This window comes from Paraburkholderia sp., assembly GCF_036488505.1.
In the GTDB taxonomy this organism is placed as follows: Bacteria; Pseudomonadota; Gammaproteobacteria; order Burkholderiales; family Burkholderiaceae; genus Paraburkholderia.
Genome location: NZ_DASXHN010000020.1, coordinates 1 through 12971, shown reverse-complemented (window position 1 = coordinate 12971; position 12971 = coordinate 1). Strand labels below are relative to the sequence as shown.

10 protein-coding genes and 2 pseudogenes are annotated in these 12971 nt (G+C 61.5%); 10 read left to right on the top strand and 2 right to left on the bottom strand.

Translation table 11 applies throughout. The features are described from left to right. Nucleotides 1-29: 29 nt before the first annotated feature. The 3 genes and pseudogenes from VGH68_RS01340 to VGH68_RS01330 all read left to right on the top strand — a co-directional run bounded on the left by VGH68_RS01340 (nucleotide 30) and on the right by VGH68_RS01330 (nucleotide 2102). Nucleotides 30-771: pseudogene (locus tag VGH68_RS01340) on the top strand (amino acid ABC transporter ATP-binding protein). A gap of 18 nt (nucleotides 772-789) precedes the next feature. After that, on the top strand, nucleotides 790-1203 hold the full coding sequence (locus VGH68_RS01335; protein ID WP_331601704.1) for a RidA family protein: 414 nt from the start codon (nucleotides 790-792) through the stop codon (nucleotides 1201-1203). Nucleotides 1204-1334: 131 nt separating this feature from the next. Next, entirely contained in the window at nucleotides 1335-2102 is a 768-nt protein-coding gene (locus VGH68_RS01330) for a hypothetical protein (RefSeq protein WP_331601703.1), read from the top strand. A gap of 376 nt (nucleotides 2103-2478) precedes the next feature. Here VGH68_RS01330 and VGH68_RS01325 read toward each other — a convergent pair whose 3' ends face one another. Further along, entirely contained in the window at nucleotides 2479-3267 is a 789-nt protein-coding gene (locus VGH68_RS01325; protein WP_331601702.1) for a phytanoyl-CoA dioxygenase family protein, read from the bottom strand. A 192-nt stretch (nucleotides 3268-3459) separates the two neighbouring features. Between VGH68_RS01325 and VGH68_RS01320 the strand changes: the two genes are divergently transcribed. The 6 genes from VGH68_RS01320 (at nucleotide 3460) to VGH68_RS01295 (ending at nucleotide 9949) form a co-directional block, all read left to right on the top strand. Further along, nucleotides 3460-4527 (top strand): LacI family DNA-binding transcriptional regulator, encoded by a 1068-nt coding sequence (locus VGH68_RS01320; RefSeq protein WP_331601701.1) that lies wholly within the window; start codon nucleotides 3460-3462, stop codon nucleotides 4525-4527. Nucleotides 4528-4623: 96 nt separating this feature from the next. After that, nucleotides 4624-5634, top strand: a complete 1011-nt coding sequence (locus VGH68_RS01315) for an ABC transporter substrate-binding protein (protein WP_331601700.1) — start codon at nucleotides 4624-4626, stop codon at nucleotides 5632-5634. 83 nt (nucleotides 5635-5717) lie between these two features. After that, nucleotides 5718-7280: a sugar ABC transporter ATP-binding protein gene (locus VGH68_RS01310; protein ID WP_331601699.1), complete on the top strand. Its 1563-nt coding sequence runs from the start codon at nucleotides 5718-5720 to the stop codon at nucleotides 7278-7280. Then, nucleotides 7270-8250, top strand: a complete 981-nt coding sequence (locus VGH68_RS01305) for an ABC transporter permease (protein ID WP_331601698.1) — start codon at nucleotides 7270-7272, stop codon at nucleotides 8248-8250. Before VGH68_RS01310 ends, VGH68_RS01305 begins: the two co-directional genes overlap by 11 nt. A gap of 5 nt (nucleotides 8251-8255) precedes the next feature. Beyond that, a complete protein-coding gene (locus tag VGH68_RS01300; protein WP_331601697.1) occupies nucleotides 8256-9212 on the top strand; it encodes an ABC transporter permease in 957 nt (318 codons plus the stop codon). 326 nt (nucleotides 9213-9538) lie between these two features. Beyond that, nucleotides 9539-9949: a hypothetical protein gene (locus tag VGH68_RS01295; RefSeq protein ID WP_331601696.1), complete on the top strand. Its 411-nt coding sequence runs from the start codon at nucleotides 9539-9541 to the stop codon at nucleotides 9947-9949. Between the two features lie 3 nt (nucleotides 9950-9952). Here VGH68_RS01295 and VGH68_RS01290 read toward each other — a convergent pair whose 3' ends face one another. Continuing rightward, nucleotides 9953-10354, bottom strand: a complete 402-nt coding sequence (locus VGH68_RS01290; RefSeq protein WP_331601695.1) for a hypothetical protein — start codon at nucleotides 10352-10354, stop codon at nucleotides 9953-9955. A gap of 873 nt (nucleotides 10355-11227) precedes the next feature. Between VGH68_RS01290 and VGH68_RS01285 the strand changes: the two are divergent. After that, nucleotides 11228-12971: pseudogene (locus VGH68_RS01285) on the top strand (filamentous hemagglutinin N-terminal domain-containing protein); the annotation flags it as partial.

The following is a 12971-nucleotide window of genomic DNA, read 5'->3' as shown; positions in this document are numbered from 1 at the left end:
GCGGGGTATTTTGATAAATGAGTCGACAAATGACGACGCCGGTCATCGACATTCGCGGCATCGACAAGTGGTACGGCACGCACCACGTGCTCAAGCAATGTTCGACGCACGTGAACAAAGGCGAGATCGTCGTGGTGTGCGTGGCCGTCGGGCTCGGGCAAATCAACACTGATTAAAACGGTCAACGCGTTGGAGCCGTTTCAGGAAGGCGACATCCTCGTCGATGGCATGTCGCTCGCCGCGAAGTCGACGGATCTGCCGAGGCTGCGCAGCCGCGTCGGCATGGTGTTTCAGCATTTCGAGCTGTTCCCTCACCTCGATCTGACGCGCAACCTGACGCTCGCCCAGCGCATCGTGCTGGGTCGCGGCGAAGACAAGGCGCGCGCGAAAGCGCGTGAGCTGCTCGATCGCGTCGGTTTGTCGGCGCATGCGCGGAAGTATCCGGGGCAACTGTCGGGCGGCCAGCAGCAGCGCGTCGCCATCGCGCGCGCGTTGTCGATGGATCCGATGGCGATGCTGTTCGACGAGCCGACGTCGGCGCTCGATCCGGAGATGGTCAACGAAGTGCTCGACGTGATGGTCGAGCTCGCGCGCGAAGGCATGACGATGATGGTCGTCACGCATGAGATGGGTTTCGCGCGCCGCGTTGCGCATCGCGTCGTGTTCATGGAAAACGGCGCGATCATCGAAGACAGTCCAACCGACGTGTTCTTCCAGGACGCCGCCAGCCCCGCCGCCAAGCGCTTCCTTTCAAAAATTCTTCACCACTGACAGCACTTTTACAACGACATGACCACGCATACCCGCATCCGCAAATTCAATACACGCGAAACGTATCCAGAACAGAAGCTCGACAACGATCTGTGTCAGGCCGTGATCGCCGGCAACACGGTCTATCTGCGCGGTCAGATCGGCCAGGATCTCGATACGCGCGAGTCGGTCGGCATCGGCGACGTCGCCGCGCAAACCGAGAAGGCAATGGCGAACGTCAAGATGCTGCTGGACGAGTGCGGCAGCAAGCTCGAAGACATCTGCAAGGTGACGGTGTACCTGATCGATCCGCGTTATCGCGAGGCCGTCTACAACGTAATGGGCCGCTGGCTCAAAGGTGTGTTCCCGGTGTCGACTGGCATCGTAGTACAGGCGCTAGCGCGCCCGGAATGGCTGGTCGAAATCGACGTGGTCGCGGTGAAGCCGGAATGACGCCAAGCCGCAGCGCCAAACCGCTGAAGGCGTTGATCGCCTGTCGGACGATTTCGCGCGCGCCGAATCTTGCGCTGATAGAGCACGTGGCTCGCATCCTCTTGTAGAATTCCCGCCGCTGCACACCGCTCATGTTCACCACAACCTGCGACCCCATATCCATGCGTGCTCTCGTTGCGTCGGCTTTCTTATGCTTGCCCCTTCTCGCTCACGCGGACTGCAAGGAACGCTTCACTGAGTGGGCCCGCGCGCTGCAACCCGGCCGCGCTGTCGACGCCGACAACGCCGCCTGCAAGGTTTGGCCAGCCAATCCGGCGCAAACGCTTGCCGTGTTGCCGTTGCCCAGGAAAGGCGGGACAGCTGATGAGACGGTCTATGACGTCGAGGTGCTCGTGGCGGACAGCAAGACGGGGGCGGTCATCGCTCACAGTTTTGAGCCGTCCGCCATGACCTCCGATGCAATGGGCCTGCAGGGCATGGCTCTCGATACCGCGCCTTGGCGGCTTACGCCGCAGCAACTTGCCTTTGGCGTAACGAAGACGTTTCAAAACTCGTCGCGAGTGAATCCCTCCGCGGATACCACGCTCAGTCTTTATGTGATCGACGGGCGCAAGCTTCGACGTGTTGTCAGCAACCTGACGACGCGACAAAGCAACGGAGAGTGGGACGGCAACTGCGCCGGCGAGTTCTCCGATACTTCGCGCTCGATATCGGTCGGTCCAGCCGGCCGCGGCGGTTATGCAACGCTACTTGTCAGCGAAAAGACGGTCGACACGACCAGGACGGCGGTCGGGGACCAATGCGCAAGCAAGGACAAGCCCGCCAGGCGGGCCAGCTTTAGAGTGGAATATGACGGTTCGCGCTATGGCGTTCCGGCTGGTCTGAGCGACGACCAATAGTCCTACTGCGGGGAAATCGCCGATGCGTGATGCGTGTCGATAACCCGAGAGAGCTACAGCTTTGCCGCCCGCCGCATCACCTATCAACCTACGGCCGACCATCTGCTGCAAATGTCGCGCGTGGCATCTGCACAACACAGCCCCTTACCGTGCAGTGCAGCAATGATCGAGTGGGCTTGCCTTCTAATTTCATTCAACCCCGGCGACGCGGATGCAATGGCGTCCGGCATTCGCGAAGTGCGCGCGCCCTGGACCGATTTGCATCGTTTCCTCGCGCCAGGAGCGCCGATACCGCGATGATGCGCGAGTGCCGCCCGGCAAGATCACGCGGCATGACGGACGGGAGAGGCCTGTCGCCCCAGCGACATCCCATCGCTCAATACGCGAATCGCTGGTAGTTTTCATCGAACGTGCGCGCGGTTTCTTCGACGACCGGGTTGAAGCGCAACAGACGACGCGCGCGGGGCGGAAGTTCGGCGAGCACCTTGCGCGGCACGTCGATATGCACCTCCGGCCGGAAATACCACGCGCGGCTATAGCCGACCACAACCATCGGCCGCGGATCGCCAGTCAGGTTCGGCGTGCCGCGATGCAGCCCGCGCACGTCGCGGATCATCACGTCGCCCACTTGCATCGGCACGCGCTCGGCTTCCAAGCGCCCCGCCTCCAACCCTTCGAGCGCTTCTTCTCGCGAAATCCGGTGCGTGCCGCGCGTCGTCTCGAGCGGACCATTGCGATCGTCGACATCCACCAGCGGAAAGTTCACCGCGAGCTGAAAGGACGGCGTTTCCGGGGCGTCGTCGAAAAGCGGCGGCGTATCGCGGTGCCAGTCCTGGAACTGCGAGCCGAGCACGGGCGTGTCCGTGGCGAGCTGGCACATCACCGGATCGCGGCCCGCCACGCGCTCGACGATGCCGACGATGTCGTCGTCGCAGACGATGGCGGGGTCGGCGAAAACGCCTTCGAACGGCAGCGTCACGTAATAACGGCCGGGGCCGCGATTGCCGTTCGCGTCGGAATCGACATGAGGCTGGAGCAGAGGCACGAACGCGTCGCGCCACGCTTCGATCGTCGCGCGCGGAAAGTGGTCACGCAACAGCACGAAGCCGTCGCGGTTGAACGCATCCGCGAGTGCGTCTCGGGTGCTTTCGTCGTAACGGCCCATGCGCAGCCTCCATGTCGGTTTGCAAAAAGAATCGCACGCACGTAATCGAGTCGTCAATATTATTAGTAATAGTCGGTGAAAACCCCGATCCGCCGGGCGTCGATGCGCGTTGTTCATCGCTAATATTAGTGGTAAGTTTGCTGCAGTCCCGCCGGCAAGACCATGAAAAAGACAACCCAACGCCGCCCTACCATGACCGACATTGCGAAGCTCACCGGCGTCTCGCAATCGACGGTCTCGCTCGTGCTCAACAACGCAAGCGGCGCGAAGTTTTCCGACGCCACACGTGACAAGGTGCTGCGCGCGGCGCAGGAACTCGGCTACCGGATGACGCAGCGCGAACCGAGCGCGCTGCCATCGTTCAACGCGGCGCAGGGCGAAGGTAACGTGATTGTCTATCTGGCCGACGAAATCTCCACGAGCCCGCATCCCGTGGTGAGCATCGACGGCGCGCGCGATGCCGCGTTCGCCCACGGCCGCATGCTCGCGGTGTATTCGACGCACGGCAACGCGGAGATCGAAACCCGCGTGCTGGAAGCGACGCTCGGCAACACGAACGTGCTCGGCGTGATCTACGCCACCGTGTTCACGCGCCGCGTGACCGTGCCCGCGGCGCTCGCCCGCGTGCCGACCGTGCTGCTGAACTGCTATTCGAGCGACGCCGACCTGTCGTCGGTGGTGCCCGCCGAAGTTGCGGGCGGCCATACGGCGACGGACTATCTGCTGGCGGCGGGGCATCGGCGGATCGGCTATATCAACGGCGAGCCGTGGCAGGATGCGGCGCGTGATCGTCTGAAGGGTTATCGCACGGCCTTGGCGACCGCAGATTTGCCGTTCGCGCCCGAGCTCGTTCGCGAAGGCGACTGGGGACCGGCGACGGGCTTCGAAGAAACGCTGTCGCTGATGCGCGAGCCGAATCCGCCGACCGCCATTTTCTGCGCCAACGACCTGATGGCGCTCGGCGCGATCGAAGCGCTCAAGCAGCTCGGCCTGCGCGTTCCCGACGATGTTTCCGTGCTGGGCTACGACGATCAGGAAATCGCGCGGCACACGCACCCGCCGCTGTCGACCGTGGTGCTGCCGAACTATGAACTCGGGAAATGGGCTGTCGACACGCTGCTGCAGGAAGAACACAACCGCGCGGCCGGCGCCCCCGTGCGGCGTCGGACGGTCAAGCTCGACGGACCGTTGATCGAGCGCGGCTCGGTCAAGGTCATCGCCGAAACCAGGCAACTCGCTATCAACAACATCAACGACTAGCCGCTGATCAGGCTCTCTCGCAACAGGCAGTAGACCGGGCATCACAAGCATCGGCATTGACAAGAAAGAGGTAAACCATCCTTATCGGAGGAAGACATGCTGTCGCTCACGAAGAAAACGGGCCTGCGCCCGATCGCTGCATCGTTTATCGCACTCGCTGCGTTCACGCTATCGGCCGGCTTAGGCATCGCGCATGCCGCGGACGACGCGCTGCCGAAGATTCCGAACAAGAAGCCGCTACGGGTCGGCTTCGCGCAGACGGAAAGCAACAACCCCTGGCGGCTCGCGGAGACGCGCAGCTTCAAGGAGATCGCGTCGAAGTGCGGCTGGCAGATGGTCATGACCGATGCCAACAGTTCCGCCGCCAAGCAGGTCGCGGACATTCAAAGCATGATCGCGCAACACGTCGATCTGCTGGTGTTCCCACCGCGTGAAGAAAAGCCGCTCGTCCCTGTCATCATGCAGGCGAAGAAGGCGGGCATTCCGGTGATTCTCGTCGACCGCAACGTCGATCAGTCGATGGCCAAGGCCGGCCGCGACTACATCACGTTCATCGGTTCGGACTTCATCGACCAGGGACAGCGCGCGGCGAACTGGCTCGTGAAGGCGACCAATGGCAAAGCCACCATCATCGAACTCGAAGGCTCGACGGGTGCGTCCGCCGCCAACGATCGCAAAAAGGGCTTTGACGATGTCATCGCCAAAAACCCAGGCATGAAGATCGTTGCGTCGCAGAGCGGCGATTTCGCGCGCGACAAGGGCCGTCAGGTGATGGAGACGCTGTTGCAGGCGCATCCGGACGTGACCGCCGTCTATGCGCACAACGACGAGATGGCGCTCGGCGCGATCGCCGCGATCAAGGCGGCGGGCAAGCAGCCCGGCAAGGACATCCAGATCGTGACGATCGACGGCACCAAGGGCGGACTGGAAGCCATCAAGGCAGGCGAACTCGGCGCGAGCGTGCAATCGAGCCCGTTCTTCGGCCCGCTCGCGTGCGATGTCGCGCAGAAGTACGCGAAGGGCGAAACCATTCCGCCGTGGGTCAAGGTCTCCGATCGCTTCTATGACAAGAGCAACGTCGACGCGAGCATGCAGTACGGCTATTGAGCGAAGAGTGTGCGCGCTGGCGGGCGCTTTTCGCGAAGCGCTCGCTCGGTCGTTTCGATTCTTTCGGTAATGGATGACGCAGGATGGCTCAGGCTCCGTTGCTCGACATGCAGGATATCGATATCGCTTTCGGCGGTGTCGCGGCGTTAAAGCGCGCACGGCTGAGCGTGAGCGCGGGCGAAGTGCATGCGCTGATCGGCCAGAACGGCGCGGGCAAATCGACGCTCATCAAGATTCTCACCGGCGCGTACCGGAAAAGCGCGGGCAGGATTCGCTTCGACGGACGCGAAGTCGATTTCCGCACGCCAAAGGAAGCACGCGAAGCGGGCATCAGCACCATCTATCAGGAGATCAATCTGGTGCCGTTCCGGTCGGTCGCGGAGAACATCTTTCTCGGACGCGAGCCGCGCCGTTTCGGCTTGATCGACTGGAAAACCGTGCAGCGTCGCGCGGACGAACTGCTCGAATCGTTCGGTCTGAAAATCGACGTAAAGAAGCCCGTGCGCGAGTATTCGACCGCGATCCAGCAGATGGTCGCGCTCGCGCGCGCGGTGTCGTCGGATGCAAAGATGGTCATCATGGACGAATCGACGTCGTCGCTCGACGAGCGCGAAGTCGAGCTGCTGTTCAACGTCGTGCGCCGTCTGCGCGACGGCGGCCGCGCGGTGATCTTCGTGTCGCATCGGCTGGATGAACTGTATGCACTGTGCGATCGCGTCACCGTGATGCGCGACGGGCAAACCGTCGCCGAAAGTGCAATGCAGGAGATGGACAAACTGCGACTCGTCACGACCATGCTCGGCCGCACGCTCGCCGCCGTCGTCCACGAAGACAGCGCGGTCAAGGAAGCGAATCTCGCGAAGCGCGGCGGCCTCACGCTGAGTGCGCGCGGACTGTCGGCAGGCGCGAAAGTCGCGGACGTTTCGCTCGATGTTCACGCGGGCGAAGCAGTCGGCCTTGCCGGGCTGCTCGGGTCGGGCCGCACGGAGACCATGCGCCTGTTGTTCGGCGCCGAGCGTCCGGCGAAAGGCTCCCTCTCGATGAATGGCGAGACCGTCGCATGGAAGTCGCCGAAGGACGCAATCGCGCGCGGCGTCGCGTATCTGACGGAGGACCGCAAGGCCGAAGGCATCGTGCCGGACCTGTCCGTACGCGACAACCTCACGCTCGTCTGTCTGCCCGCGCTCACCCAACGCGGCATCGTGGACGTCGCCCGGCAGAAAGAAATCGTCGACGGCTTCATCGAGTCGCTTGGCATCAAGCTACGCTCGGCCGATCAGCCGATCCGCGAACTGTCGGGCGGCAATCAGCAAAAGGTGTTGCTGGCGCGGTGGCTCGCCACGCATCCGCGTCTGTTGTTGCTCGACGAACCGACGCGCGGCATCGATGTCGGCGCAAAGGCGGATGTCGCGAAGATCGTGCGCGAACTGCGCGATTCGGGCCTGGCGGTGCTGCTGTCGGCGTCGGAACTCGAAGAACTGACGGCGGTGGCCGATCGTGCGGTCGTCATTCGCGATGGCCAGACTGTCGCCCAGCTCGACGGCGCGCAGATGAACGAGGCGTCGATCATGGACGCGATCGCGTACGGTACGGGCGAGCAGTCGACGCTGGCTGAAGCGGTGGAGGAAGCGAAACATGATCGATGACACGCACCGCGCCGCACCGCTCGTTCAAGCGCCTGCGAGGAAAAAACGCGGCGTCGCGATTCAGCGCGAGATCGTCGTGCTCGTCGCGATGATCGTTTTCAATCTGCTTTTCACGCAGCATTTCGTGTCGCTGCAGACCTTCAACGTGAATCTGACGCAGGTGGTGACGATCGTGATCGTCGGCATCGGCATGACGCTGGTGGTGGCGACGGGCGGCATCGACCTGTCCGTGGGCGCGTCGATGGCAATTGCCGGCGCGCTCGCGCCGATGCTCTTCATGAACATCGCGGGGCCGCTTGGCATTCTGCTCGCCTTCACGCTGCCGATCATCGCGGCTGCGCTATGCGGCGTGTTCAACGGCCTGCTCGTTACGCGGCTTCGCGTGCAGCCGATCGTCGCGACGCTGGTGCTGTTCATCGCGGGACGCGGGATCGCCCAGGTCGTCACCGACGGCAGCCTGCAGGCCTTCACCAATCCGGCGTTTCAATGGATCGCGCTCGGCAAGGTCGCCGGCGTGCCTTTCCAGATCCTGTTGATGCTCGCGCTCGTCGCGCTTTTTACGTGGATCGTGCGCAAAACGCTGTTCGGCAAGTACCTGCTGGTGACGGGCGGCAACGAGGACGCGGCGTATCTGTCGGGCATTCCGACCGCGCGCGTGAAGATGATCGCCTACACCGTCTGTGCCGTGCTCGCCGGACTCGCCGGTCTGATTTCGATCTCGGTCAATTCGTCGTCGGATGCAAACGTGATCGGCCTTGGCGTCGAGCTCGATGCGATCGCGGCGGTGGCCGTCGGCGGCACAGCGCTGACGGGCGGCAAGGCGTATATCACCGGCACGCTGATCGGCGCGCTCATCATCCAGTTGCTGCGTTACACGCTGCTCGCGCACGGCATTCCGGATGCAGCGGCGCTGGTGCTGAAGGCGGCAATCATCATCGTCGCGGTGTACGTGCAACGCAAGCGAGGTTGACGTTCATGAAGAAGAACCTGCCCATCATCACTGCGCTCGTTGCGCTACTCGTGCTAGGCGCGACCCGCTACGATCACTTCGCCGACGCGTACAACGTGCTTTCGTTCTGGCGATACAACTCGATGTTCCTGCTGATTTCGATCGGCATGGCGTTCGTCATCATCACCGGCGGCATCGACCTGTCGGTCGGCGCGGTGGCGGCGCTCGCCAGTGTCGTGTCGGCGCTGGCGAGTCCATATGGCGGCGTGGCCGCGGTGCTGGCGGGATCGTTCGCGGGGCTTGCCGTGGGCGTGCTCAATGGGCTGGTCGTCACGCGTATGCGTATTCTGCCGTTCATCGTCACACTGGCGACGAGCCTCGGCGCGCATGGCCTCGCGCTGCTGCTCGGTCACAATGACGCGGTCGGCATCGCGTCCGGCTCGAACTTTGCCGGCTTCGGCCAAGGCGATCTGTTCGGCTTGCCGATTCCGGGCATCGTGTCGGCAGTCGCTGCGATTCTCGGCTGGATCGCGCTGCGTTCGTCGCGCTTCGGGCGACATGCGCTCGCTATCGGCGGCAGCGAGGAAGCGTCGCGGCTGATGGGGCTCAACGTGGATCGCACGCTGATCGCCGTTTATGCGGTGAGCGGCCTGCTTGCCGGCGTTGCCGGCAGCATTCTTGCCGCGCAATTCGGTGCTGGACAGCCTAACGAGGGCGTCGGCTGGGAGCTGTTCGCCATCTCGGCGGTCGTGCTCGGCGGCACACGGCTGACGGGCGGCGAAGGCTCGATTGCGATGACGATCGCGGGCGTCGCACTGCTCGCGCTCGTGTTCAATCTGCTCAACTTCGAGAACGGGCTGGGCTATATCAGCCTGTCCGCTTACTGGCAGTCGGTGATTCGGGGCATGTTCCTGCTGCTCGTTATTGTGTTGCAGGCGCGGGTTTTGAACCGCAATCGCGGCGCAGTGAAACTCGCGCATTGAATGTGAGTCGTCCAGCTGCCGCCGTGAGCTCGTTGATGCCGTGGGTCGCGCCGCCGACTTTCACATCGATCGTGTCTGCGCGTTCCAGTACTCCGACGAAAGGCACTCGGTCTTTTCGTATTTATCCTGGTGACAGAGGGTAGCGTAATGCCTGATGCACTGGAACAGCGTAGCAAGCACTGATCCAAATTCCAACGTAGTTGTTCAGACGGATCGACCTGGCAACGCCTCGTTGGTGTCTAATGACGGCTTGTCATTTATTGCTGTGCGGGAATTGGGTGCTGCTAACGGTATTTACGCGGGGCGCCTGTTTAAAACGTGAATTTATGATGCTTGCCACTCAATGTCTTGCTTGTTTGATGCCACTTGTCATCTGGTCGAGTGTGGTCGCCGCAGAAACAGATCCTGAATGCCTGAAGCATCTTGGTGGCGGCTATGGAGATGCAGAGTGCTACCACGGTCTGAGTGCTGATATGGCTGCATCGAATGGCCGACTCTATCAAAGCATCAGAATGACCATCCCGGCTAACAATGGTCATGCAAAAATCCTTGATGAGTACATGGAAGCTCAAAAAAATGTCGCTAGATATTGCGAGCTGCAACGCGATTCGGGTGATAAGTGGAGCTCGGAACATGATGGTTCAATGTATCCCGCCTTATTTGAGCAGTGCGTTTACGATGCGCGAAAGGCTCAGAATGAGTTTCTCAAAGGCATACACGTCATGACTAAGTGGTGAGATTCAGCGCTGCTGCTGCGGAGCTTCCTTTGGCGATCGGACGTCATGCTCGTCCGGCTTCCTGAACAGTCGAGCCATTCGTACAATTTCAGGGGAACTGTTGATATCCGACTGCTGATCTCTGTGTCTTTCCCAGCGCTCGGTGATGTAGTCAAGATCGAAACCGTATATTCCTTCAAGTTCGTCAAGTGTTGCGCATGTGGTGAAATCACCACACAGCAGCTCCAGCTCATGGATGAACCCGGCGTGCAAAAGCACCAAGGGATACTTCCAGCGCAACAGGTGGCGCTCAGCCCATGTTCCGAGGACGCGGTGCAGCCATCGGCGTGGCCAGTATCCGTCGGCGACGTTTGCCCGCGCAGCAGGTCGTGGCTGCTCATCGCTTTGGCGCGAACCCGTCAGCAACCGCTCAGCGAGGTCGTGGACGAGTTCGATCGTGCTTCTATCGTATTCAACCGGGCACCAAATCGCCGATGTGCTGCGTTACGCATGCGCATGCAATTCTCGCGGACGCGCCTCTAATCGGTTCGATGAACAGTTTTCGCTGAGAGGCACCATCGGCAACCGAAAGGCAGGAGTGCGTTACCGGGTGTGCGCCGGTTTGCGCGTCCTCGCCAAAGGAGCAACCGATTCTCAAGCGCGCCCGCAGCACATTTCTACTGGCGAGACAAAGCTACTTTCTGTCGAACGTGCCACGTCATAGGCGCAGAGAGCAGGTAAGTCTTTTCATTGAATCATTCTGGCAAGGCGATCAGTAACGCAGACAACATAACCCGTGACCTTGCAACGTTCGACATGGCAGAGCTTAAATGAGTAACAAGCTGAAAGCACGACGCGGCGCTGTGGCCGCGGCCCTTACCATGTCAGCGTGTTTTTATGGATCGGCATGATGCATGCTCGATCTGGAAGGTAGCTGCGGCTCAGTTGCCATTCAACACAACGGAGCTTTCCGATGCATATGGCTTACGACTGCAGACGCAGTCATTAAGGCAAGACAATGGCAGACTTGCGACTCCTGGCACTGCCACGGCAAAGCACTAACTGGCTCTGTCAGCAATCCATGAAGGCGGCTTGATGCCGCCTTTTTCAATTGCACGGCGAGAAGCAGATGCCTATTCGTTTTGCATATTTCATCTGCATATGCTGACGCTGCATGTCTATCGGACACGTCCAGTTTTCAATTTCCGTTGTTGCTTCGCACTGCGTTGACAATCTTTAACTCGCCCGGACGGTGCGTTGGGGTATTTTTCGGCAAGTTAAAAAATCACGCTACGCAGAATGAATAAGAACATGTTCAGGCTGGTTTTCAGCCGGTGCCGGAGTATGCTCGTCGCTGTTGCGGAAACCGCCCTTGCCCACGGCAACGCAAGTCAGGGCGAAGTCCGTTTACCAACCACACTGCGGCCCATCACACTGTTCGCGATGCGTCACGCAGCATTCGCCGTACTGGTGCTGTGCGGACTCGCACCTGTACTCGCGGATGCGCAGATCGTGCCCTCGGGCGCGCACGCGCCGAACGTCATCGGCACGGCAAATGGCCTGCCACAGGTCAATATCAATAAGGCTTCGGGTGCAGGCGTTTCCCTGAATACGTATTCGCAGTTCGATGTGCAGAAAACGGCGCAATTCTCAATAATTCGCCCGTTATCACCGGCACGCAGCTGGCCGGGCAGATCAATGGCAACCCGAACTTCGGGGCGAACCAGGCCGCGCGCATCATCCTGAACCAGGTCAACAGCAACGCGGCGAGTCAGATCAACGGCCATCTCGAAGTTGCAGGGCAACGCGCAGAGGTTGTGATTGCCAACGGCTCGGGCATTTTGGTCAATGGCGGTGGCTTTCTGAACACCTCACGCGCCATTTTGACGACCGGTACGCCGAACTTCGCCCCCGATGGTTCGCTCACCGGTTTTAGTGTAAGGAGCGGCAACATCACCGTGCAAGGCGCGGGACTCGACGGTTCGGCTGTTGACCAGGTTGACCTGCTCGCGCGCGCGGTGCAGGTCAATGCGGCGATTTACGCCGGAAAGAACCTGAATGTCATCGCGGGCGCAAACCAGATCGGTCACGACTCACTGGCGTTCACGCCGATCGCAGGCGACGGACCCGCACCTGCCGTCTCGATCGATGTGAGCCAGCTGGGAGGGATGTACAGCGGGCGGATTTTTCTCGCGAGCAACGAGTATGGCGTAGGTGTTTCGAACCAGGGCGTGATCGCCGCGCAGGCGGGCGACCTGACGCTGCAATCGAACGGTCTGTTAGCCCTCACCGGCAAGACGAGCGCAAGCGGCAACCTTGCCGCAACCGGCGGCGATATCCAGAACAGCGGCACGACATACGCGCAGCAAAGCGCGACGCTCTCGGCCAGCGGTACGGTCACGAACAGCGGCATGGTTGCCGCGCAGCAGAATACTTCCCTGAGCGCTCGCTCGGTGACTTCGACTGGCGCGCTCGCGGCGGGCGTGAACGGCGACGGCTCGCTCGCGCAGACCGGTGACCTGGCCGTAACGGCATCCGGCCAGTTGAACGCCAATGGCCAGAATGTCGCAGGTGGTAGTGCGTCGCTCTCAGGCAGCGGCGTCAATCTCGCTGGGAGTCGCACGTCGGCGAACGGCGCGCTTTCACTCGCTGCGAACAGCGGTGACCTGAACCTGTCGGGCGCAACCGCGACGGCGGGCGGAGCGCTTGACGCGCGTGCGGCCGGTACGCTCACGAACGACAACGGCGCAATGTCGTCGGGTGATGCGCAAACCATCACTGCGGGCGCACTCTCGAACCACAATGGCCAGATCGTTTCGGGTGGCACGCTGACCGGGGCCGTTACGGGCGCAATCAATAACCAGGGCGGCACGATGCAGGCCGCAGGCTCGCTTTCTTCGTCGAGTGGTTCGCTCGATAATTCGGGCGGAACCGCCGCGTCGCTAAACGCAGACGGCGTTTCCATCACGACGACCGGCCTGCTCAACAACGGCGTGGGCGGCGCTATCGGCGGCAACGGGAACATCAGCATCCAGTCAGGACA